This window comes from Microlunatus capsulatus (genome assembly GCF_017876495.1).
In the GTDB taxonomy this organism is placed as follows: Bacteria; Actinomycetota; Actinomycetes; order Propionibacteriales; family Propionibacteriaceae; genus Microlunatus; species Microlunatus capsulatus.
Genome location: NZ_JAGIOB010000001.1, coordinates 1,813,738 through 1,838,543 on the forward strand (window position 1 = coordinate 1,813,738; position 24,806 = coordinate 1,838,543).

A 24,806-nucleotide genomic window follows, 5' to 3' on the forward strand; every position below is an offset into this window, starting at 1 on the left:
GGGCCCGGGCGAGCGGGGTCCGCGGCTCCGGCGTCCCCGTCAGCGCGACGAGGACGCCGGGCCGGCGGGTCAGCCCCGACGGCGCCGGACCGACAGGGTGGTCACCCCGCCGACCACGGCGAGCCAGCCGAGGACGAGGACCCAGAGCACCGGGCCACCGGTCCGCGGCAGCAGCGGGACCGGTGCCGGCTGCGCGGGCTGGGCCGGCTGACCGGGCTGGGCCGGCTGACCGGGCTCGGCCGGCTGACCGGGCTCGGCCGGCTGGTCGGGACCCGGTCCGGGCGCCGGCTCGACCTCGAGCGTGGCGTCGGCGACGCCGTTGCCCGGGGTCGGGTCGACCGTGCCGGGTCCGGCGGACACCGCGACCGCGTTGGTCACGTCACCGGCCGCGGTGACCCGCGCGACGAGCCGGAGCTCGGCACTCGCCCCCGCGGGCAGGTCCCCGACCGTCCACCGCCGCAGCGCGGCGTCGTAGCCGCCGGTGGCCGTCTCCGCGCCCACGAGGACCAGCCCGGCGGGCCAGCGCTCCTCGACGACGACCGCGTCGGCGTCGGACGGGCCGTCGTTGCGCACGGTGACCCGGTAGGCGACCTCGTCGCCGACGTCGACCCGGCCGGCGTCGACCACGGCCTTGGTCACGGCGAGGTCGGCGACCCGGCCCAGCGGCACCGGCGGCGTCGTGGCCGTGGTGTCGTCGAGGTCGGGGTCGGCCGAGGTCGTGGTCACCGTGGCCGTGTTGGACAGCGTCCCGGTGGCGGAGGCGTCCACGGTGCCGGCGAGCACCAGCACCACGTCCTCCCCGACCGGCAGGTCGCCGACGGCGCAGCGCACCGTCCGGTCGACGGCGGTGCAGCCCTGCGGCAGCGTCGCCGCGTCCGGCACGGCCGGCAGGGTGTCGGTGACCACCACGCCGCGGGCGGTCGAGGGACCGGCGTTGGTCGCCGTCAGCGTCCACTGCGCCCGCTCCCCGGCGACCGGGGCGGTGGTGTCGAGCACCTTGGTCAGCGACACGTCGGCCGCCCCGGCCAGCGGCGTCGTCACCTCGTCGGTGTTGTCCGTCCCGTCCGGGTCGGTGCTCGCCGACGAGCTCACGGTGGCGCTGTTGGTGACCTCCGCGCCCTCGACGTCGGCGCCGAAGCGGCCGCTGACCTCGACGACGGCGCTGCCGCCGTCCCGCAGCAGCGGCACGGTGCAGGTGGCGACGCCCGCGTCGACGACGCAGGCCTCCGCGGGCCCGCCGCGCAGGGTGGCGGTGGCGTCGAGCAGGTCGGCCGGCAGCCGGTCGACCACGGTGACGGCCCGGGCGGCGGAGGGTCCGGCGTTGCGGGCCGTCAGCGTCCAGCGCGCCTGGCCACCGGGCACGAAGGCCCGGGCGTCGGTCTCCTTGGTGACCGACAGGTCGGCCAGGGCGGCGGCGTCGCCGTCCGCGGTGCCCTGGTTGTCCTCCGGGTCGGGGTCGGGGTCCCCGCCCAGCACCGTCGCGGTGTTGCTGAAGGTGTCGGCGTCCACGTCGTCGGCGACGGCGACGGCGACCGGCACGGTGATGACCACCGGGTCGTCGCCGGTGAGGCCGAGCTCGCCGAGCTCGCAGCGCACCTGCTGCTCGACCACGGCGCAGTCGGCGCCGGTGACGGCGCCCGCGGTCATCCCGGCGGGCAGGTCGTCGGTGACCACGACGTCCCGGGCCGTCGAGGGCCCGGCGTTGCGGACGGTCAGGGTGAAGGTCGCGTCCTCCCCGGCCACCACGGCGTCGACGGTCTTGGTCACCGACACGTCGGCCGAGCGCGTGACCGCGCTGGACACCGGGTCGCTGGTGCCGTTCCCGGGCACCGGGTCGGCCGTCGCGGAGCGGACGCTCGCGCTGTTGACCAGCGCGGCGCCCCGGTAGCCCGGGTCGACGACGCCGGTGACGACGACCTCCGCCGAGCCCCCGTCGGGCACGTCGCCGAGGGCGCAGCGGACGACCTGGTCGGCCACCGAGCAGCCGGTCCCGGTCGCCCGGAGGCTGCCGACCCCGGCGGGCACGGCGTCGGTGAGCACCACGTCGCGCGCCGTCGAGGGGCCGTCGTTGGTGACGGCGAGCGCCCAGCGGACCGGCCCGCCGGCCACCAGGTCCTCGGGACCCGTCTTGGTCACGGCGAGGTCGGCGAGGCCCTCCGCGTCACCGCGGGCGGTGGCGCTGTTGTCACCTGCGTCGGGGTCCGACGTCGAGGAGGTGACCTCGGCGGTGTTGACCAGGGCGTCGGCCTCGAAGCCCGCCGCCAGCGTGCCGGTCAGCGTGACCTCGGTCGTCGTGCCCGGCAGCAGGGTGCCGAGAGCGCAGCGCACCTCGTCGGTGCCGGTGCAGTCCGCACCCTCGACCTCGACGTCGGTGACGCCCGCGGGCAGCACGTCGGTGAGCACGACGTCCCGGGCGACGGAGGGGCCGGCGTTGCCGACGGCCACGGTCCAGGCGACGGTGCCGCCCGGCGTGACGACGGCGGCGCCGGTCTTGGTGACCGACAGGCCGGCCGTGCGGACGACCGGCACGGCGGCGGCGTCCTCGTCGTTCCCCGCCACGGCGTCGTCGGTGCGGCTGGTGACGGCGGCCCGGAGGGCGACCTCGTCGGCCGTGGCGGCCGCGGGCACCCGGCCGGTCACGGTGAGGACCACCGCGGCGCCGTCCCCGACGCCCAGCGCGTCGAGGGTGCAGACGCCGTCCTCGCAGACGACCCCGGCGGGGCCGGTGACGACGACGTCGGTGAGCGCGCGGTCGGCGGGCAGCTCCACCCGGACGCCGCGCGCGGTGGCGGGCCCCCGGTTGAGCACGGTGACGGTCCAGCGGACGTCGGTGCCGGCGACCACGGAGGTGCTGGCGGCCGCCACGTCGACGGCCACGTCGGCCTCGGCGCCCAGCACCGTGGTCACGGCGTCGGTCCGGCCGCCGGTGCCGCCGCCGGGCTCGCCGGTCGGCGAGGACACCTGCGCGGTGTTGGTGAGGTCGCCGGTCGGCGCCCCCGGGTCGAGCGGCTGCGCGGTGACCAGGTCGACGGTGACCCGCCCGCCGTCGGCGAGGGTGCCGACGGCGCAGCGGAGCTCGCCGCCGTCCTGGGTGCAGACGCCCTGGCTGGCGGTCGCGGTGACCGCGCCCGCACCGGGCGGCAGGAGGTCGGTCAGCACGACGCCCTGGGCGTCGGAGGGACCGGCGTTGGTGAGCACGAGCCGCCACGCGAGCGGCGTGCCCGCGCTGGCCCGCGCCGGACCCGTCTTGGTCAGCGTCAGGTCGGCCTGGCCGGCGACCGGCACCGCGAGGGCCGCGGTGTTGTCGTCGGGGGCGGCCTCGGGCGTCGCCGAGGTGGCGGCGGCGCTGAGGTCCAGCGACGCGACGGCGAGGCCCGGCGCGACGGCGAGCGGCACGGTGACGGCGACGTCGGTCCCGGGAGCCAGCACCGGCACCGCGCAGACCAGCGTGCGGCCGGTCAGCGTGCAGTCGGCGCCCGTGACGTCCCCGGCCAGCTCGAGCCCGGCCGGCAGGGTGGTGCTGAGCAGCACCCGGTCGGCGTCCGAGAGCCCGTCGTTGCGCACCCCGAGGGTGAGCGTCGCGCCGGTGCCCGGGACCAGGGTCGTGGGCCGCAGGTCCAGCGTGGTCACCAGGTCGGCGGCGCGGCCGACGGCGGTGGTCGCCGTCGCCGTGTCGTCCACCGAGCTGGGGTCGGCCGTCGGGCTGGTGACCGTGGCGGTCGCGTCCAGCTCGGCGGCGGTGGAGGCCGGGTCGAGGGTGCCGGTCACGACGACCACCACCACCTCGCCGGGGGCGAGGTCGCCGAGCCGGCAGTCCACCGCGGTGCTGCAGCGGTCGTCGTCGACGCGCACGCCGCGCACCCCGGCGGGCAGCTGGAGGGCCAGGTCGACGTCGCGGGCGGTCGAGGGGCCGCCGTTGCGCACCGTCAGCGTCCAGCGGAGCGGGCCGCCGGCGGTGGCGGTCGCCGGGGCGTCCAGGGCGACGGCCAGCGCGGCCGACTCCCCCACGGTCGCGTCGGCCGAGCCGGTGTCGTTCCCGGGGTCCGGGTCGGCGGTGCCGGCGGTGACCCGCGCGGTGTTGGTCAGCAGCTCGTCGAAGGTCTGGGCCACGACGCCGGCGACGGCGACCCGGGCGACCGCGCCGTCGGCGAGGGTGCCGAGGTCGCAGCGCACGCCCTGCCCGACGACGGTGCAGGAGCCGGCCGCCGAGGTGGCCGTCACCGCCCGCACCTGGCTGGGCACGGCGTCGGTGAGCACGACGTCGGTCGCGTCGGAGGGCCCGTCGTTGGTGACGACCACCTCGAAGGTGATCGGCGACCCGGCGACCGGCCGGCCGGAGGTGAGCGCCTTGCCCACGCGGAGGTCGGCGGAGGTGCCGACCGCGGCGTCGCTGGTGGCGCTGCCGCCGCCGGGCACCGGGTCCGGGGTGCTGGTCGTCACCGTCGCGGTGTTGCGCAGCCCGGCGCCGGCGTAGGCCGGGTCGAGGGTGCCGCTGAGCCGCACCTGGACCGTCCCGCCGGGGGCCAGCTGGTCGCGCGTGCACCGCAGGGTGCCGTCGACCAGGGCGCACTCGGCGTCACCGGAGGTGACGACCGGGTCGAGCACGCCGGCCGGCAGCACGTCGGCCAGCACCACGTCGCGCGCCGTCGAGGGGCCCGGGTTGGTGACCGCGAGCGACCAGGTGACGGTCCGGCCCGCGACGACGGGTCCCTCGACGACCTTGGTGAGGGCGAGGTCGGCGGCCCGGGAGACGGCGGTCCCCGCGGTGGCGGTGAGGTCGGCGTCGTCCGGGTCGGGCGTCGTCGAGCCGGCGCTGGCACGGACGGGCAGGTCGGTCGCCAGCGAGGCCGGGTCGAGCCGGCCGCTGACCGTGACCACGCGCTGCTCGCCGGCGGGCAGCACGCCCAGGGCGCAGCGGACGCCCTCGGCGGTGACCGGGCAGGCCGCGCCGCCGTCGACGACGGCGGTCAGGCCCAGCAGGCCGGGCGGCAGGTCCAGGCCGGCGGTGGCGCCGGCGGCGTCGCTCGGCCCGTCGTTGCGGACGGTGACGGTCCAGGTCGCGACCTCACCCGCACGCACCGCGGCCGGGGCGTCGAGCGCCACGGAGAGGTCCGCGCTGCGGCCGACCGGGGTGCTCAGCCGGCTGTCGTTGTCGGCCGGCGTCCGCTCGTCGGTGGTCGAGGTGGCGACGGCCCGGTTGACCAGGTCCGCCGGGCCGGAGCCCGCGGCCGTCCGGCCGGTCAGGGTGAGCACGGCGCTCGCCCCGGCGGCCAGCGTGCCGACGTCGCAGGTCACGGTCCCGCCGACGACGCGGCAGTCCCGGCCGTCGAGAGCGGCCGCGGTGACGTCCACCCCGGCGGGCACGGTGTCGGTGAGCACGACCTCGCGGGCCTGGGAGGGCCCGTCGTTGCGGACGGTGACGGTCCAGGTGACAGGCGCCCCGGCGACCGCCGGGGTGGGGGTCGCCTGCTGCTCGACGACGAGGTCGGCCGCGCCCTGCAGCGGGGTGCTGACCTGAGCGCTGTTGTCGGCGGGCGCCGGGTCCAGCGAGGCCGCGGAGCCCACGGCGGCCGAGTTGGTCAGCACGGTGTCGAGGGTGCCGGCGTCGACCCGGCCGGTGACGCTGGCGACGACGGTCTGGCCGGCGCGGACCTGGTCCAGCGTGCAGACCAGGGGGCGCGCGTCGAGCGGGGCGCAGCTGCCGCCCGGCACGCTGGCCGCGGTGAGCTGCACCGAGGCCGGCAGGGCGTCGGTGAGGCTGACGGCCCGGGCGGCCGAGGGGCCGGCGTTGCTGAGCGCCAGCCGCCACGTGACGAGCTCGCCCGGGACGGCGGTCGTCCGGTCGGCGGTCTTGGTCAGCGCGAGGTCGGCCCGGCTGGCCGCCTCCCCGGCCACGACGTCGCTGTTGTCCCCGGGCTCGGGGTCGGTGACGTCGGACTGGACGGAGGCGGTGTTGGCGAAGCCGTCGGGGTCGACGTCGTCGGCCACGGCGACCGGGATCTCCACCACGACCGGCGTGCTGCCGGTCGGGGCGAGGTCGCCCAGGTCGCAGGTCACCCGCTGGCCCGCCACCGTGCAGGTGCCGGTGGTGCTGGTGACGGCGCCGACGGCCATCCCGGCCGGGACGACGTCGGTGACGACGGTGCCCCGGGCCCGCGAGGGGCCGGCGTTGGCCACGGCCAGCCGGAAGGTGGCCGGGGAGCCCGCCTCCAGCGGGTCGGGCGTGACCGTCTTGGTCAGCGACAGGTCGGCGGCGGTGCCCACCTCGGTGCGCGCCGCGGCGCGGTCGTCGGTGGGGTCCTCGTCGAGCGCGGCCGAGCTGACGGTCGCGACGTTGCTCAGCGCGCCGGCCGGGGTGCCGTCGGCGACGACGCCGGTGACCAGCACGGTGACGGCGTCGCCCGGGTCGAGGGCGGTCACGTCGCAGCGCACGCCGGCGCCCTCGACGGTGCAGCGCACACCGCCCTCGGCCGAGCCGGCCGCGATGTCGGCCACGCCCTCGGGCACGGAGTCGACGACGACGACGTCGCGGGCCTGGGACGGCCCGTCGTTGGTGACCTCGATCTCCCAGGCCACGGCCTCGCCGGCGCTGACCCGGGCGGGCCCGGTCTTGGTGAGGCCGAGGTCGGCGGTGGGCCGGACGGCCGAGACCGCGGTCGCCGCGTTGTCGGCGCTGTCCGGGTCCGGCGTGGTGGAGGCGACCTGCGCGGTGTAGCGCAGCTCGGGCACGGCCACGTCGGGGGCGAGCCGGCCGGTGACGACCACGACGACCGCCTCCTCGTCGCCGACGCCGAGGGTGCCGAGCGCGCAGGTCGGGGTGGCCCCGACGGAGCAGGTGGCGCCGTTCGAGGCGGTCAGGGTGACGCCGGAGAGCCCGGCGGGCAGCAGCTCGGTGAGGGCGACGCCGCGGGCCAGCGAGGGGCCGCGGTTGGTGACCGTGACGGTCCACCGGACGTCCTGGCCGGGCACCGCGGTGGCCGGGCCGACGACGGTGACGCCCACCCCGCCGGCCTGCTGGACGGCGACGGGCGCGCTGGAGCGGTTGTCGCCCGGGTCGGGGTCGGCCGTGCTCGAGGTGACGGTGGCGGTGTCGACGACGGCGTCGTCGGTGGAGCCGGCGGGCACGGTGCCGCGCACGGTGAACACGAGGGCCTGGTCGGCGCCGGGCAGCAGCTCGCCGATGGTGCAGGTGCCGTCGGCGCAGGTCACCCCGGCCGGCGGGACCAGCGTGGAGCCCTGCAGGCCGGCGGGTGCCGGGTTGGTCAGGACGACGTCGCGGGCCGTCGAGGGCCCGGTGTTGCTGACGGTGACGGTCCACGCGGCGGGGCCGCCGGCCACGGTGCTGGCCGCGACCGGCACCGTGCTGACGGCGACGTCGGCCTGCTGGGTGACCAGCGTCGTCGACGCGGCCGTCCGGCCGTCCGGCGTCGTCTCGTCCCCGCCGCCGTCGGTGTCGGCGGTCGGGGAGGTGGCGCGGGCGGTCGCGGTGACCGGACCGGCCGGGTAGCGGGGGTCCAGCACGCCGCTGGTGCCCACGGTGATGACCACGGTCTGGCCGGCGGCCACCACCCCGAGGGTGCACGTCACCGTGCGGCCGGACTGGCTGCAGCTGCCCTGGGTGCTGGCGAGGCTGACGTCCCCGGTGCCCGCCGGCAGGGTCTGGGTGACCACGGTGCTCTGGGCGTCGGAGGGCCCGTCGTTGGACAGCTCCACGGTCCAGGCCAGCGGGGTGCCGGCCACGACCTCGGCCGGCGCGGTGCTGCGCAGGGTGAGGTCGGCGCGGCCGACCACCGGCACGGTGACGACGTCGGCGTTGCTCGCCGGGTCGGGGTCGGGCGTGGCGCTGGTGGCGGAGGCGCCGTCGGCGACGGAGGTGCCGGTGAAGGAGGCGCCGACGCTGACCGGGAGGGTGAGCACCAGGGATGCGCCCGGGGCGAGCTCGTCGACCTCGCAGCTGACCGTGCGACCGGTGGTGGTGCAGGTGCCGACGTCGGAGGTGGCGTCGCCGCGCAGCACGAGGCCCTCGGGCAGGGTGTCGGCCAGCGTCACCAGGCGGGCCGTCGACGGCCCGTCGTTGCGGACGGTCACGGTGAGCACGGCGTCGCGGCCGGGGACCAGCTGCGGGGTGCTGCTCCGGGTGCTGACGACGAGGTCGGCGGCCCGGGTGATGGTGGTGACGACGCGGCTCGTGTTGTCGGTGGTGTCGAGGTCCGGCGTGCTCGCGCTGACGACGGCGGTGCTGCTCAGGCTGGTCCGGGTGCTGTCGGGCGGCACGAGGCCGCTGGCCACGATGGTGACGCTGTCCCCCGGCCCGAGGTCGCCGAGGGGGCACCGGCCGTCGGGCCGGCAGCGGTCGCCCGCGGACTCCTCGACCACGTCGACGACGCCGACGGGCAGCAGCCCGAGCAGCTGGACGCCCCGGGCCTGGGAGGGCCCGTCGTTGCGGACGGTGACGCGGAAGGTGGCCCGCTCCCCGGCCCGGACGGTCGCGGGCCCGGTCAGCAGGGCCGAGACCTCTGCGATCTCCTCGACGGTGCCGGAGATCCGGGCGGTGTTGTCCGCCAGGTCCGGGTCGGGCGTCGCACTGCCCACGACGGCCACGCTGCTCAGGTCACCGCTGAAGGCCGACGACAGGACGCCGCTGAGCTCGATGCGGGCCTCCGCCCCCGGCGCCAGCTCCGCGACCCGGCAGGTCAGCTCGCGGCCGTCGAGGGTGCAGACGCTGGTCGTGCTGAGGGCGCTCGCGTTCAGGATCTCGGCGGGCACGGTCTCGGTGACCACGACGTCGCGCGCCACCGAGGGTCCGGCGTTGCGCACCACGAGGGTGCTGCTGATCTCCTGGCCCGCCACCGGCTTGCCGGAGCCGATCAGCTGGCTGATCGAGAGGTTGGCGCTCTGCCCCACCGGGGTGCTCGAGGTCGCCTCGTTGCCGCTCAGGTCGGGGTCCGGGGTGCCGGCGCGGACGGCGACGGCGTTGACCAGCTCGGTCAGCTGGCTGGCGGGGTCGAGCGTCCCGTTCACGGTGACCCGGACCGGGGTGCCGGGGGCGACGTCGGACAGCTCGCAGGTGAGGACCCGGCCGTTCAGCCGGCAGACGGCGCCGCCGGCGTCGACGGAGGTGAGGGTCACGCCCGCGGGCAGCGTGTCGGTGAGGACGACCTGACGGCCCACGGAGGGGCCGGCGTCGCGGACGGTCAGCGTCCAGCTCACCGGGCCGCCGGCGGTGACGGAGGCCGCACCCGGGGTGCTGGTGACGGTGAGGTCGGCCGAGCGGGTGACGGTGGTCTCGAAGACCGAGCGCAGGTCGTCGCTGTCGGGGTCGGGGGTGTCGGAGGCGACGGTGACGTCGTTGGTCAGCGTGGTCGCGGTGCTGGCCGGGTCGACCTGGCCGGTCACCACGATCACCCGGGAGCCGCCGGCGGGCACGACCCCGAGCGGGCAGAGCAGCTGCTGGCCGGTCAGGGTGCAGGTGCCGCCGTCGGAGGTGCCGGTCAGGCCCAGCAGCTCGGCCGGCAGGTCGTCGACGACGACGAGGCCGGTGCCGTCGGAGGGCCCGGCGTTGCTCACGGTCACCGTCCAGCGGGCGGTGCCGCCGGCGGCCACCTGCGGCGTCCCCGTCTGGGCGACCGACAGGTCGGCCGACCGGCTGACCGCCGTGGTCACGGTCGCGGCGTTGTCCAGGGTGTCGGGGTCGGCGACGGCCGAGCTCACCCGGGCGGTGGCCAGCAGCGAGGTGCCGGCGTAGCCCGGGTTGACGCGCGCGACGACGGTCAGCGTGCGGCTGGCCCCCGCGGCCAGCGCGTCGACGGTGCAGGTGGAGGTCGTCGTCCCGGTGCAGCGTCCCGGCCCGTCGAGCGTCGCGGAGACCGGGGTGACGCCGTCGGGCAGGTCGGCGACCAGCCGCAGGTCACGGGCGTCGGAGGGTCCGTCGTCGCTCACCCGGAAGGTCCAGGTGACCTGCTGGCCCGCGACGACCGAGGCGGGACCGCTGCCCGTCAGCGCGAGGTCGGCCGAGGCGACGGCCGGGGTGGTGACGGCGGTGGTGTTGTCGTCCGCGTCGGGGTCGGCGGTGGTCGAGGTGACCGAGGCCTCGTTGGTGAGCTCGGTGACGGCCGAGCCGGCGGCCAGCGTGCCGCTGACCGTCACGGTCACGGTGGCGCCGACGGCCACGTCGCCGAGGGCGCAGGTGACGGCGTCCGCGGTGACGGGGCAGGTGCCCTGGCCGGTCTGGGCGCTGGTGAAGGTGACGTCGGCCGGGGCGGCGTCGCGGACGCGCACGTCGCGGGCGACCGAGGGCCCGTCGTTGTGCACGCTGACCTGCCAGCGCACCTCCTGGCCCGGGGTCGGGGCGCCGGAGAGCAGGCTCTTGCGCACCGACAGGTCCGCCCGGGCGCCGACGGTGCTGCTCACCGTGGCGGTCGCCGGCGTCGGGTCGGTGGCCGAGGCGCTGGCCGTGGCCGTGTTGACCACCGGCTGGTCGACGGGCTGGTCGACGGGCACGTCGAGGGTCAGGGTGACGACGGCGGAGTCGCCGACGTCGAGGGTGGCCCAGCGGCAGGTGACCTGGTCGTCGTCGGCCGGGGTCTGGGCCAGGGCGTCGTAGACGCAGCCCCCGCCGCCGGTCGCGCCGGCGCGGGCGAAGGTCAGACCGGGCGGCAGCACGTCGGTGAGGATGACGTCGCGCGCCTGGGAGGGCCCGGCGTTGGTGAGCACCATCCGGTAGGTGACGGGCTGGCCGGCGACGACCTCGTCGCTGGTCACCTGCTTGGTGAGCCGCAGGTCGTTCTGAGCGCTGACGGGCTGCTCGACGCTGGCCCGGTCGTCGCCCGGCGTCGGGTCGGGGGTGTCGGAGGCCACCCGGACCGTGTTGCGGACGAGCTGGCCGGCCGCGGTCGGCGACAGCCGCGCGGTGAGCTGGACCACGACGACGGCGCCCGGCTCGAGCGCGCCCAGGCCGCAGGTGACCTCCGGGCCGTCGGCGGCGCAGGTGCCGGCCGGGTTGACGGCGGAGACGAAGGTGAGGCCGTCGGGCAGGCTGTCGACGACGCGGGCGGCGCGCGCCAGCGACGGGCCGGTGTTGGTCACGGTGACGAGGTAGGTCTCCTGGTCACCGGCCACCGGGGAGCTGCTGCGCGCGCTCTTGGTGACGGCGAGGTCGGCGCTGGTGACGACCGAGGTCGTCACCTCCGCCGACCGGGTGGCGGGGTCCTGGTCGCCGGTCGGCGAGCTCAGCGCACCGCGGGCGGTCAGCCGGCTGCCGTCGGCCAGGGCGGCCGAGACCTGCGTGTCGACGGTGACGGTGGCGGCGGCGCCGGGGGCGAGGTCGCCCAGGGTGCAGCGGACCCGGTTGAGGTCGGCGTCGACGGTGCACGTGACACCGGCGGGGGCGGAGATACCGCCGTCGGCGACCCGCACCCCGGCCGGCAGCACCTCGTCGAGGACGACGGCGGTGGCCAGCGAGGGCCCGACGTTGACCGCGCCGAAGGTGTAGCGCAGCGTCGAGCCGGCGGTGACGGGGTCGGGGGCGGCCGCGGCGCTGAGCCGCAGGTCGGCCGACTGCACCACCGGGGTGGTCGTGGCGGCCGTGTCGTTGGCGCGGACCGGGTCGGTCACCGCCGATCCGACGGTGACGCTGCTGGTCCGGGAGCCGGTGGCGTCGGCGGCGACCGCGACGGCGACCCGGGCGGTCAGCACGCCGCCCGGGGCGAGCCGGTCGACGGTGCAGGTGACCGTCTGCCCGTCCACGGTGCAGGTGCCGGTGCTGGGCGCGGCCGACACGACGGCGAGGCCGGCGGGCAGCGTGCTGGTGAGGGTGACGCGGGAGGCGTCGGCCGGGCCGGCGTTCGTGGCGGCGAAGGTGTAGGTGGCCGTGCCCCCGGCGACGAGGGCGTCGACGGAGACGCTGCTGCTGGCCCGCACGTCGGCCTCGGCCACGACGACGAGGTCGGCGACCGAGGCGTTGTTGGCGGCGTTCGGGTCCGCGGTCGTCGAGCCGATCGACGCGGTCCCCGCGATGGTGCCGGCCGGCGTGCTGGGCAGCACCCGGGCGCGGAAGGTCAGGGCGTTGCTGCTGTCGACGGGCAGCGTGCCGACGGCGCAGGTGACGGTCCGGCCGGTCACCGTGCAGGCGCCTCCGCTGGAGCCCGGGACGGCCTCGAGCCCGTCGGGCACCTGGCCGGTGACGATGACGCTGCGCGCCGTCGAGGGCCCGGCGTTGGTGACGGTCACCCGGTAGGTGGCCTCCTCCCCCGCGCGGACGGTCGGGGTGGTGGCGACCATGGCCACGCCGACGTCGGCGGAGCGGGCGGTCTCGGTCGTGGAGGTGGCGCTGTTGTTGGAGGTCGTCGGGTCCGTCGGGGTGGCGGCGCTCACCGACGCGGTGTTGGACGTGCTCCGGTCGACGAGGTCGGCCGAGACGCGGCCCACGACGGTGATGGCGACCGAGGCGTTCCCGGCCAGCGCCCCCACGGTGCAGGTGACGTCCTGGCCATCGACGGAGCAGGTGCGGCCGCCGGCGAAGGAGGAGGTCCGGTAGGTGACGCCGGTGGGCAGCCGGTCGGTGACCACGACGCCGGTCGCCGCGGAGGGCCCGGCGTTGCTGGCGGTCAGGGTGTAGGTGACGTCGCGGCCCGGGACGACCGGGGACGGGCTCGTCGTCTTGGCCAGCGCCAGGTCGGCGCTGGAGGCGGTGGAGCTGACGAAGGTGGCGGTGTTGTTGGCCGCCGCCGGGTCGGTGGTCTCCGCCGCGGCGGTGGCGGTGTTGCTGAGGCCGCCCGCGGGCGCGGTCTGCGGGGTGCTCACGGTCACCGTCCGGGTGGCGCCGGCGCCGACCTCCAGGGTGCCGACGGGGCAGGTGACGGTCCGGCCCGCGGTGGTGCAGCCGGCGGGGGTGCCGACGACGGCGGTGCCCTCGGGCAGGGGGTCGGTGATGACGACCGCCCGCGCCTGGGAGGGACCGGCGTTGGTCGTGGTGAGGGTGTAGGTCAGCTCGTTGCCCAGCTGGACCGGGTTCGGCGCCGCGGACTTGGTCAGCGAGACGTCGGCCCGGGTCACGACGGTGACGTCGGTGCTGGCCGCGTCGTTCGTGGTGACGGTCTGCGCGGTCGTCGTGGTCGCCCGGGCGGTGTTGGTGACGGTGCCCGGGTCACGGGCGGCGTCGACCCGGACCAGCAGGGTCACCCGGGCGCTGGAGCCCGGCGTGATCGTCCCCAGCTCGCAGGCCACCGGCGACGTGGTGGTGCAGGTGCCCTGGGTCGGGGTGACCTGCAGCAGGGTGAGGCCGGCCGGGACGGCGTCGGCCAGGGTCACCCCGCGCGCGTCCGTGGCCCCGGTGTTGGCCACGGTGACGCTGTAGGTCAGGGTGCCGCCGGCGGTGACCGTGGTCGGGTTGGCGGTCTGGCTGACGACCAGGTCGGCGTCCTGCCGGACGGTGGTCGTCGCGGTGGCGCTGTTGTTGGCCGGGGTCGGGTCGGCCGTGGCCGAGGTGACCGAGGCGGTGTTGTCGACCGAGGTGCCGGTGAAGGACGCGGCGACGGTGGCCCGGACCGTGACGGTCGCGCTGGCCGAGGGCGCCAGCGTCCCGACGGCGCAGACGACGGTCTGGCCGTTGGCCGAGCAGCTGCCCTGGCTCGGGTCGGTGCTGACCAGGGTGGTGCCCAGCGGCAGGGTGTCGGTGATGCTCGTCGAGGCGGCCGACGACGGGCCGGCGTTGAGCGCGGTGAGGGTGTACGTCACCTGGTTGCCGGCGGCGACCGAGGCGGTGCCGGTCTTCGTCAGCCGCAGGTCGGCCGCCCGGGTGAGGACCGTGCTCGCGGTCGCGGTGTTGTTCGTCGGGACGTCGTCGGTGGTCGCCGCGGTCACGCTCGCCGTGTTGACCACGGTGCCGGCCGCGGTGGTGGCGCCCACGTCGGCGGTCACCGGGATGGTGACCGTCGCGCCGTTGGCCAGGCTGGCCGTGGTGCAGGTGACCGTCTGCCCGCTGGCGGAGCAGGTGGTGCCCGCCGGCGCGGCGGCCGAGGCGTAGCTGAGGCCGGCCGGGAGCGTGTCGGTGGTGACGACGCCCGTGGCGGTGTTCGGGCCGTTGTTCGTGACCCCCAGCCGGTAGGTCACCGACGAGCCGGCGGTCTGGCTGGTCGGCACCGAGGTCTTGGTGAGCGCCAGGTCGGCGATCTCCTGCACCGGGGTGCTGACGGTGTTGGTGGTGAACGTGTAGTTGTTGCCCAGCGTCACCGCGCGGTAGTCCAGCAGGCCGCCGTTGGTCACGGTGGTGCCGGCCGCCGCGCGGTCGACGCGGACCCGGAAGGTGACCGCGGTGGCCGCGTTCACCGCGACGCTGCCGCCCGCGGTGGCGCTGGCTCCCGCGCCCAGCCGCGCGCGGACCAGCCGGTCGGCGGCGACGTACTCCGCCACGTCGTCCCCGGCCGCATCGGTCTTCGGCGTCGTGGAGGCGTTCGGCCCGCTGACGACCGTCGTGCTCTCCGGCACGTAGGTCACCCCGGCGGGCAGCGGGTCGCGCAGGACGACGTCGGCCGCGGTGTCCTGGCCCGAGTTGGTGAAGCTCAGCCGGTACTCCAGGGTGTCCCCCACCTGGGCGGGGTTGTTGCCGCTGAGGTTGGTGACGGTCTTGCTGACGCCGGCGAACGAGGGCGTGTAGAGGTCGATCTCGGTGGTCAGCAGGCCCAGGTAGATGTAGTCACCGGTGGTGCTGACGCTGACCGTGGCCGAGGTGGCGCCGTTGGCCAGCACGCCGTTGGCGTTCACCCGGCCCATGTCGACGCCGAAGTTGTTGGTGGCGCCCGGGTTGCGGCCGCCGGTGCTGGCGCCGAAGTTCGAGATGGCCGAGTCGAAGGAGTTGTTGGCCGGCCGCGCGGCGTCGGCCAGCGTCGTGCCGCCGAACTTCAGCACGTCACCGGTCGTGCCCAGGTCGCCCTCCCAGGCGGCCAGGCCGACGGTCGCGTTGACGGTGCCGGCGGTGGGGGTGATGAAGCCGGAGACGCTGGTGGAGACGGTGGAGTTCGCGGCACTCTCGGTGGTGATGTCGGCGAAGCCCTCGAAGACCGTGAGGTCGCGGATCGGCAGGTTCGGGTTGGAGTAGGCGACCGCGAGGGTCCAGCCGGCGTAGCGGTCCGAGCCCGTCGCGCCCACCATGTCGGCGAAGAAGTAGGTGCCGTTGCCGGCGGCGCGCACGGTGCCGGTGACGTCCAGCGAGGCCTGGTAGGGCGTCGTGTCGATCGTGGTGGTGGTGACCGTCGTCGCGGTGACGTTGCTGTAGGCGGCCTGCCCGGGCGCGCGGAACTTCGCGTTGGCCAGGGTGCCGGTGCCGGCGAGGCCGTTGGTGCCGGCCACCAGCCGGGCGCTCCAGAGCAGCCGCGCGTAGAGCACGGTCGAGCCGGCGGGCAGCGCGAGGTCGGCGCTGGTCGAGTTCGTGGTGGTGGCGACGTCGTCGACGTCGGAGAACGCCATCACGTAGTTGTTGTTGTTGACGTTGGTGCCCGAGCCGCTGCGGGCGGCGGCGCAGCCGGTCGCGGCGGTCTGGCAGGTCATCTGCGTGTTGCCGACGATGGAGATCGCGCCGTTGTTCTGGGTGCTGAAGACCTTGGCGAACGGCTTCTGCAGCGCCGCCTCGGCGGTGACCGGGGGCAGCACGGCGGTGGCCAGCACCAGCAGGGCGAGGGCCAGGCTCAGGGTCCAGGCGGTCGTCACCCGCCAGGGCGCCGGGGCGAACCAGCGGGCGGAACGGGACGACCGGCGCGACTTGGCGCGTGGGGGCATGCGACGTCAACCTCGGGGGTCACGCCCTCCCCCGACCGGGCAGGCGAAATCCTAGCCACAGACTGGGACGAGCGCCACTGTAAACGGATCACGGGCGCCCGCGCCAGCCCTTCCGACGTGCTCGCGGACCCGCAGGACCGGCCCACCGCCGGGCGCGGATTATGTCCGCGTCCGGCCTAATCGGTCAGCGGACGGCGTGCGCCCGCGGGTGCCGCCGGCCGGCCCACCACGAGCGGTGGCCGCGCTCGGGGCGCCGGGCCGCCCGGGAGGCGGCGTAGCGGCGCAGCGCCGACGGCGGGGCCACCTGGGCCGCCAGCCGGTCCATCGCGGCGATGTCCTGCAGCTCGGTGATCCGCGCGCGGTGCTCCCAGCCGTAGCTGTAGTCGTCGGTCATCTCGGTCCTCCTGGTCCGCGGGCCGGGTGGCCCGCGCTTGAGGACCAACCTCGTCCTGAGGTGCCCGGCCCGGCATCGGGTGACCGGCGTATCCCGGGGTGCCACCGGTGGCCCCCGCGGTCTGAGGTACCTAGACCGGCGGCCCGGTCGTCGCGGACCCCCCCGCCGCTGTCAGCGCCCTCTGCCACGATGGCGACCATGTCCGCGACCCCCGCGCCCGGGACCCCCGCCTCCGGGACGGGCACGTCCGGGACGGGCACGTCCGGGCCCCCCTCGTCCGGGGCGGGCGCCACCATCCCGCTGGTGGGCCGCGACGACGAGCTGGCCCGGCTGGCCGCCGCGGCTGGGCTGGGTCCGCCCGCGCGAGCGGGTCTGGTGCTGCTCAGCGGCGACGCGGGCATCGGCAAGTCGCGGCTGCTGGCCGCCCTCGGCTCCCAGGCCGCCGCGCGGGGCTGGCGGGTCGCCGTGGGGCACTGCCTCGACCTGGGCGGCAGCCCGCTGCCCTACCTGCCCTTCACCGAGATCGCCGGCCGGCTGCAGGCCACCCGGCCCGAGGTGATGGCGCACCTCGTGCAGCGCTGGCCCGCCGCGGCCCGGCTGCTGCCCGGCGGCGCCCCGCCGGCCGACGGCGCCGCGAGCGGCGAGCCCGTCGACCGCGGCGCCTTCTTCGCCGCCCTGCACGCGGTGCTGGCCGAGCTGGGCCGGACGGGTCCGCTGCTCGTGGTCATCGAGGACCTGCACTGGGCCGACCGCTCCACCAGCGACCTGCTCTCCTACCTGTTCAGCCGCGGCTTCGCCGAGCCCGTCTCGGTCGTCGCCTCCTACCGCAGCGACGACCTGCACCGGCGCCACCCGCTGCGCACGGTGGCCGCGCAGTGGTCCCGGCTGCCCGACGTGCGGCGCGTCGAGCTGGGCCCGCTCCCCGACGCCGACGTCCGCGCCCTCGTGCAGCGGCTGCACCCGGGTCCCCTGGAGCCCGGGGACGTCGCGGCGGTCGTCGAGCGGGCCGAGGGCAACGCCTTCTTCACCGAGGAGCTGGTCGCGGCCGTCGGGTCCCCCGAGGTGCCGCGCGACCTGGCCGGGCTGCTGCTGCTGCGGCTCGACTCCCTGGAGCCCGACGCCCGGCAGGTGGTCCGGGCGGCCGCCGCGGGCGGGCGCCAGGTGCGCGACGACGTGCTGGCCGCCGTCGCCGGGCTCGGTCCCGCGGCGTTCGAGGCCGCCGTGCGCGCGGCCGTCGAGCTCAACGTGCTCGTCGCCGACGTCGACGGCTACCGCTTCCGGCACTCCCTGCTGGCCGAGGCCGTCTACGAGGACCTGCTGCCGGGCGAGCGCCGCCGGCTGCACGCCGCGTTCGTCCCCGCGCTCGAGGCCCTCGGCACCGGGGGTGCTGCCGACCTGGCCCGGCACGCGGTAGCCGCCGGTGACCACGCGACCGCGGTCCGGGCCGGCGACCGGGCCGGCGACGAGGCACTCGCCGCGGGCGGGCCCGACGAGGCGGCCCGGCACTTCGCCCAGGCGCTGGACCTGCACCCGGGCTGGGGGGCGCCGGGCGTCCCCGACCTCGTCCGGCTGACGGAGAAGGCGGCGACGGCGGCCGCTGCGGCCGGGCACGTGCTGCGGGCCGAGGCGGTCGTCGCCGAGCAGCTGGCCCGGCTGCCCGCGGACGCCCCGGTGCAGGACCGCGCCCGGCTGCTCGTGGCCCGCGCCGAGGCCGGCCTGCTGTCGGAGTCCGCGACCGACGTCGTCGCCCTCGCCCGGGAGGCAGTCGCGCTGGTGCCGGCCGAGCCGGCCAGCACCCTGCGCAACCGGTCGGTGGCCGTGCTGGCCACCGCGCTGGCGTCGGAGCGGCAGGACGACGAGGCGCTGCGCTGGGCCGAGGAGGGGCTCGCCACCCCGCCCGGACTGCGGGTCGGGGAGGTCACCACCCTGCTGCAGACGGTGCTGGCCCGGGTGACCGAGCGCGGCGGGGACCCGGCGGCGTCGGAGCGGATGCTGCGCCGGGTCCTGGGCGAGGGGCCGGACGACCTGGCCCGGCTCCGCGTCCGCTACCAGCTGGGCTGGGTCGAGATGGAGGGCGGCCAGCTGGAGCAGGCGCTGGAGACGTTCCGGCGGGCCGCGCGGCGCAGCGCCGAGCTGGGCCGGCCCTACGCCCCGACGGGAGCCGACTCCCGGGTGCTCGCCGGCCTGGTCGCCTACCAGCTCGGCCGTTGGGACCTGGCGGAGGAGCTCGCGGCCCCGGAGACCGGTCCCCCGCCCCCGCTGGCGGCGGCCGGGCTGGCGGCCGTCACGCTGGCGGTGCGCGCCGGCCGGGGGCGGTCGGCGGGCTGGACCGAGCTGATGGCGCGCGTCCGGCCGCAGTGGACGACCGACGGCATGGTCGGGGTGCACAGCACCGCCGCGGCGATCGACCTGCTCGGCGACGCCGGCGACCTCGACGCCGCCCTGGCCCTGCACGACGAGCTGGTGGACTGCATCGGGGCGGTGTGGGGGACGCGGGACTTCCAGGCCCACATCCGGCTGGCGGGCCTGCTGATCGGCCAGCTGGCGGCCCACGTCGGGGGCGTCGAGGCCCGGGAGCGGACGGCGCTGCTCGCGCGGGCCGACGAGCTGGCCGCCGCCGCGGCGCGCGCCCGGGCGATGGGACGTCGCCCGGAGCCCGGGCTGGAGAGCCAGGCCTGGCTGGCCCGGGTGGACGCCGAGCTGCTGCGGCTGCGGCACGCCGCGGGCGAGCCGGTCGACCTCGAGGAGGCCGAGCGGGCCTGGGCCCGGGCGGTCACCGCCGTCGAGCGCTACGGGCAGCCCTTCGAGCTGGCCCGGAGCCGGGCCCGCTGGGCGGCCGCGCTCAGGCGGGTGGGCCGGGCGGCGGAGTCCGCGGCCGCGGCGCGGGCGGCCCAGGAGACGGCCGAGGCCCTCGGCGCGGCCCCGCTGCTGGCCGAGCTGCGGCCGCTGGTGGGCCGTGGCGGGGCACCCGAGGTGCTCACCCCGCGCGAGGCCGAGGTGCTGGCGCTGGTGGCCCAGGGGCTGAGCAACCGGGAGGTGGGCGAGCGGCTGGTGGTCAGCACGAAGACGGTGAGCGTGCACGTCTCGAACATCTTGGCCAAGCTCGCGGTGCGGTCGCGGACCGAGGCGGTCGCCGTCGCCCGGCGGCGCGGCCTGCTGGGCTGAGGCTCAGCCCAGGGCGGCGTCCAGGGCCCAGAAGGCCTGCCGGGCCGTCGGGCACGGGTACTGGGCCGCCGGGTCGAGGTCGTCGTGCCGGCACCGGGTGCAGCGCAGGTGGAGCCCGTCGGGGCCGTCCGCGACGGGCGTGGCCGCGTGCTCGGCGAGCACCAGGTAGAGCGCCGTCGTCAGCCGCTCCCCGCTGGTGGCGGCCCGGCGCAGCACCCGGGCGGCGCCGACGACGAAGGCCTCCTGGGCCGCCAGCGCCGGGTGCGGCTCCCGCAGCAGGGTCAGCGGGCGACGGGCCGCGACCGTGGTGGGGGTGGGCTGGGGCTGGGCCTCGACCGACATCGTCGTCTCCTCCGGGGGTAGGTGGTGAGGTCACCGTGCCGCCGCCACCTCTGCGCCGGCCCCGCGTCGGCTCGGGGACGGCTCAGGACCGGCCGAGGATCCCGCGGACCCCGGGCCCGTGGTTCAGGGGGACCGGTCCGGGATACTGGACGGAGTGTGGCCGTCGTCGGCCGACGACGACCCCCGACCTCGCCGACGAGCCAGGACCGACCCCGCGGGCTGACCGGACGCCCGCCGAGAACGCCGGCGCGCACCGCGCACCGGCCAGGAACGGAGTGCACATGACCGACGTCGCCAGCCAGGGCCCCGCCGCGGGCCAGGAGGACCGGGCGGTCCTGACCAACCGTCAGGGCCACCCCGTCTACGACAACCAGAACCAGCGCACGGTCGGGGCCCGGGGTCCCGCCACGCTGGAGAACTACCAGTTCCTGGAGAAGATCAGCCACTTCGACCGGGAGCGCATCCCGGAGCGGGTCGTGCACGCGCGCGGCTTCGTCGCCTTCGGCGAGTTCGAGGCCACCGGCTCCTGGGGTGACGAGCCGATCGCGGCCTACACCCGCGCCAAGCTCTTCGCCGAGGCCGGCAAGAAGACCGACGTGGCCATCCGCTTCTCCACCGTGATCGGCGGCCGGGACTCCTCCGAGGCGGCCCGCGACCCGCGCGGCTTCGCGGTGAAGTTCTACACCGAGGACGGCAACTGGGACCTCGTCGGCAACAACCTCGCCGTCTTCTTCATCCGCGACGCGATCAAGTTCCCCGACGTCATCCACGCCCTGAAGCCCGACCCGATCACCTTCCGGCAGGAGCCCGCCCGGATCTTCGACTTCATGTCGCAGACGCCGGAGTCGATGCACATGCTGGTCAACCTGTTCAGCCCGCGCGGCCTGCCGGCGAACTACCGCACGATGCAGGGCTTCGGGGTGAACACCTACAAGTGGGTCAACGCCGAGGGCGTCACCCACCTGGTGAAGTACCACTTCCAGCCGCACGCCGGGGTGAAGAGCCTCACCGAGGCCGACGCCGCCAACATCCAGGCCGGCGACCTCGGGCACGCCTCGAAGGACCTGTACACGGCCATCGAGCGGGGCGAGTTCCCGAAGTGGGACCTCTACGTCCAGGTGATGAGCGACGACGACCACCCCGAGCTGGACTTCGACCCGCTCGACGACACCAAGGTGTGGCCCGAGAACGACTTCGAGCCGAAGCTCGTGGGGACGATGACGCTGAACCGCAACGTCACCGACCACCACAACGAGAACGAGCAGATCGCCTTCGGCACCGGCGTGCTGGTGGACGGCCTCGACTTCTCCGACGACAAGATGCTGGTGGGCCGGACGTTCAGCTACTCCGACACCCAGCGCTACCGCGTCGGGCCGAACTACCTGCAGCTGCCGGTGAACAGCCCGAAGAACGCCCGGGTGGCCACCAACCAGCGCGGCGGGCAGATGTCCTTCACCACCGACCTCGGCGAGGGGCAGAACCCGCACGTCAACTACGAGCCCTCGATCACCGGCGGCCTGCGCGAGGCGCAGTACCCGACCCACGACGACCAGGGCCCGGAGATCACCGGCCGGTTGACCCGCAAGCGCCTCCCGCGCACGGACGACTACACCCAGGCCGGCCAGCGCTTCCAGCTGATGGAGGACTGGGAGAAGGACGACCTGGTGGCGAACTTCGTCGACCTCATCGGCCAGGCCGCCCGGCCCGTGCAGGAGCGGATGGTCTGGCACTTCTTGATGGTGGACGACGAGCTGGGGCTCCGCGTGGGCGACGGCCTGGGCATCTCCCCCGACGACGTGCGGATGCTGGAGCCGCTGCAGACCCAGACGCTGTCGGAGGCGGAGCTGGACCGGCTGGCGAACCTCGGCAAGAACGGACCGCGGGACGTCACGGGCCTGACGATGACCCACACCGTGCCGAACGAGCACGTGGTCGTGGAGCGCTGAGCACTAGGATCTCCCTCCTGACCTGAACGCGGACGACGTCGACCCGGCTCTCGCAGCCGGGTCGACGTGCGTCCGGGGCCGGGACCGGGACCGCAGCGAGAAGGGGCCACGTGGAGGAGACCTGGGACCAGCTGACCGGGGCGGGGGTCGTGACCGGCGTCGTGACGGTCCTCGTGGTGGTCGCCCTGCTGGTCGCGCCGCGCAACCGCCGGCCGTCCTCGGCCCTGGCCTGGATCCTGCTGATCGGCTTCGTGCCCGTCGTCGGCCTGGTGCTGTTCGCCCTCATCGGCAGCCCCAAGCTCCCCCGCGGCCGGCGCGAGAAGCAGCAGAGCATGACGGCGCTGATCACCGAGCGCTCGCGCGACCTCGAGGACGTCGGCCCCGAGCCGGGGATGCCGGCCTGGCTGCCCTCGGTGGCCCGCCTCAACCGCGCGGTCGGGGCCATGCCGCTGCTGGAGGACAACGACGCCCACCTGCTCACCACCTTCGAGGAGCAGCTGGACGCCCTGGTGGCCGCCGTCCGGGGGGCGCGCCGCTACCTGCACGTGGAGTTCTACATCCTCTCGCTCGACACCACGACCGCCCCGTTCTTCGAGGCGCTGGACGACGCGGTGCAGCGCGGGGTGACGGTGCGGGTGCTGATGGACCACATGGGGTCCCGCAAGTACCCCGGCTACCGGCGGACGCGCAAGGAGCTGACCCGGATGGGCGCCGACTGGCGGCTGATGCTGCCGGTGCAGCCCTATCGGGGGCGCTACCAGCGGCCGGACCTGCGGAACCACCGCAAGCTGCTGGTGGCCGACGGGGAGGTGGGCTTCGTCGGCTCCCTCAACCTCATCGACCCCAGCTACGACTCCCGGTCCAACCGGCGGCGCGGCCTGCGCTGGCAGGACCTGCTCGCCGAGATCCGCGGGCCGGTCGTGCACGCGATCGACGCCCTCTTCGTCACCGACTGGTACAGCGAGACCGACGTGCTGCTGACCAGCTCCCAGGAGCAGGCGACCGCCGAGCAGCACCAGGGCGCCCTGCTGGCCCAGGTCTCCCCCAGCGGACCGGCCTTCCCCACCGAGAACAACCTGGCCCTGTTCAACTCGCTGATGTACCACGCGGAGCGGCGGATCAGCATCACGAGCCCGTACTTCGTCCCCGACGAGTCCCTGCTGGCGGCCATCACCACCGCGGCCCGCCGCGGGGTGGACGTCGAGCTGTTCGTCGGCGAGATCGGGGACCAGTTCTTCGTCTTCCACGCCCAGCACTCCTACTACGAGGAGCTGCTCGCCGCCGGGGTGCGGATCTACCTGTACCCGCGTCCGGCGATCCTGCACGCCAAGCACATCTCCGTCGACGACGACGTGGCCGTGGTCGGCTCCTCCAACATGGACATCCGCTCGTTCCAGCTGGACCTGGAGCTGATGCTCATGGTCTGCGGCCGCACCTTCGTCGACGAGATGCGGGCCGTCGAGGACGAGTACCGGCGGGTGTCACGGGAACTGACCCCGGCGAGCTGGTCACGGCGCGGGGTGCTGCACCGCACCGTCGACGACTTCACCCGGCTCACCTCCGCCGTCCAGTAGGCCGGACGCCTCAGCGGCGGCCCACCGGCTCCGGCTCGGGGGCGACGACGGGGGCGGGCACCCGCAGCCGCCGTTCCAGGACCACGAGGCCGACGACGGCGACGGCCGAGAGGCCCGCGGGGAGGAAGAACACCTCGGGGAGCCCGAACCGGGCGACGCCGAAGCCGCCGATGAGCCCGCCGGCCGCCGAACCGAGGGTCATCGAGCTGAGGAAGAGCCCGGAGGCCGTCCCGACGCCCTCCGGGTAGAGGTGCTGGGCGATGGAGACGCCCAGGGCGCCCAGGGCCGCCCACAACCCCGCGGCCAGCAGCTGGCCGACGAAGAGCCCGCCGACGCCGGTGCTGGTGGCGAAGGCCAGGTTGGCGCCCACGCCGAGGGCCATCCCCACCACCATCACCCGCAGCGCGCCGTAGCGGTCGGCGAAGCGGGCGAAGAAGGGCATGAGCGCCAGCTCGAGCAGCGGCTGGAAGGCGATGACGCTGCCGCGGACGGCGTCGGGGACCTTCAGCTCGTCGGCCATGTACAGCGGCAGGTAGCCGAACTTGATGGTGTCGCCCGTCATGGCCAGGACGCAGAGACCGGTGAACACCAGGAGGGGCACCATCCGACGACGGGGACCGCCGCTCCTCGCCGCGTGCTCGGCCTCCGGGCTCCGGTACCGCTCCACGCGCTGCCGGCCGAGCGGCAGGACCTGGGCCAGGGTCAGGACCGCGGTCGCCACCAGCAGGGGACGCAGGCCCACGAGGCTGCCCAGCCAGCTCCCGACGACCGGACCCAGCACCCAGCCAGCCGTGAAGGCCATCCGGACGGCGGACAGCACCCGGTTGTCCGCGCCGGTGGGGTGGCGGCTCAGCTCGTCCCGGGTGGCGGCGAACAGCTGGGCCATGGACGCGCCGCCGACGCTGAGCGCGACGACGCTGATGACGAAGGGCATCCACAGGGCGGTGCTGAACGACATGGCCAGCCAGCCCAGCGCCCCGATCGCCGCGCAGACCCGGAACAGCCCGAGCCGGTTGCTGCTGCGGTCGGACCAGCGGCCGACGACGTAGCCGGCGACGGGCGCCGCGAGGTTGGTGACGTAGTAGAGCCCCGCGACCGGCAGCGGGGCGCCGAGATCACGCACCAGGAAGAGCGTCAGCTGAGGTGTGGTGGCCGAGATGGCCAGCCCGCTGAGCAGCAGCGCGACGAAGGCGCTGCGGTAGAAGCGGGACGCGAGGATGATGCGCACGGTCGACGTGCGGGGGCTGGTCACGGGGCGCGGCTCTCAGGACGGGACGGTGCCGGCGGGGGCGTCGGCTGAATCGATACAGCCGGAGCCTAGCAAGAGCTGCATCCTCGTCAACGGCACCGGGTCACGGCGGCCGGCCGCGCTACCGAGGAAGCATCTGGACGCAGAAATACTTCAAGCCCGACCCCCCGAAGAGGGTCAGGCTTGAAGTGTGTTGTCCGGCGACGTCCTAGTCTCCCACACGGTCCCCCGTGCAGTACCATCGGCGCTGAAAGGCTTAACTTCCGGGTTCGGAATGGGACCGGGTGTTTCCCTAACGCAATGATCACCGAAACTCTAAAGAGATGACGCGCAACCCTCCCGCACCCAACCAGCTCCACCCGAAG

At 75.9% G+C, this 24,806-nt stretch carries 7 protein-coding genes and 1 rRNA gene; 3 read left to right on the top strand and 5 right to left on the bottom strand.

Annotated features, from left to right (window positions below):
- Nucleotides 1–69: 69 nt before the first annotated feature.
- Both JOF54_RS21445 and JOF54_RS08420 read right to left on the bottom strand, forming a co-directional pair.
- Entirely contained in the window at nucleotides 70–15,771 is a 15,702-nt protein-coding gene (locus JOF54_RS21445) for a DUF11 domain-containing protein (RefSeq protein WP_210054699.1), read from the bottom strand.
- Between the two features lie 184 nt (nucleotides 15,772–15,955).
- Complete coding sequence (locus JOF54_RS08420; RefSeq protein ID WP_210054701.1) at nucleotides 15,956–16,165, bottom strand: hypothetical protein; 210 nt, start codon at nucleotides 16,163–16,165, stop codon at nucleotides 15,956–15,958.
- Nucleotides 16,166–16,363: 198 nt separating this feature from the next.
- Between JOF54_RS08420 and JOF54_RS08425 the strand changes: the two genes are divergently transcribed.
- Nucleotides 16,364–19,330, top strand: a complete 2,967-nt coding sequence (locus JOF54_RS08425; RefSeq protein ID WP_210054703.1) for a helix-turn-helix transcriptional regulator — start codon at nucleotides 16,364–16,366, stop codon at nucleotides 19,328–19,330.
- A 3-nt stretch (nucleotides 19,331–19,333) separates the two neighbouring features.
- Here JOF54_RS08425 and JOF54_RS08430 read toward each other — a convergent pair whose 3' ends face one another.
- Nucleotides 19,334–19,672, bottom strand: a complete 339-nt coding sequence (locus JOF54_RS08430) for a hypothetical protein (RefSeq protein ID WP_210054705.1) — start codon at nucleotides 19,670–19,672, stop codon at nucleotides 19,334–19,336.
- A gap of 281 nt (nucleotides 19,673–19,953) precedes the next feature.
- Between JOF54_RS08430 and JOF54_RS08435 the strand changes: the two genes are divergently transcribed.
- Complete coding sequence (locus tag JOF54_RS08435) at nucleotides 19,954–21,618, top strand: catalase (protein WP_210054707.1); 1,665 nt, start codon at nucleotides 19,954–19,956, stop codon at nucleotides 21,616–21,618.
- 110 nt (nucleotides 21,619–21,728) lie between these two features.
- Nucleotides 21,729–23,192 carry a cardiolipin synthase gene (gene cls / locus JOF54_RS08440; RefSeq protein ID WP_307803968.1) on the top strand — a complete coding sequence of 488 codons (1,464 nt, stop codon included), beginning with the start codon at nucleotides 21,729–21,731 and terminating at the stop codon, nucleotides 23,190–23,192.
- A 10-nt stretch (nucleotides 23,193–23,202) separates the two neighbouring features.
- Here cls and JOF54_RS08445 read toward each other — a convergent pair whose 3' ends face one another.
- Together JOF54_RS08445 and rrf are read right to left on the bottom strand one after the other, a co-directional pair.
- Nucleotides 23,203–24,444 carry an MFS transporter gene (locus JOF54_RS08445; protein WP_210054709.1) on the bottom strand — a complete coding sequence of 414 codons (1,242 nt, stop codon included), beginning with the start codon at nucleotides 24,442–24,444 and terminating at the stop codon, nucleotides 23,203–23,205.
- Between the two features lie 192 nt (nucleotides 24,445–24,636).
- Nucleotides 24,637–24,753: ribosomal RNA gene (gene rrf / locus JOF54_RS08450) — 5S ribosomal RNA — on the bottom strand.
- Between the last annotated feature and the right edge of the window lie 53 nt (nucleotides 24,754–24,806).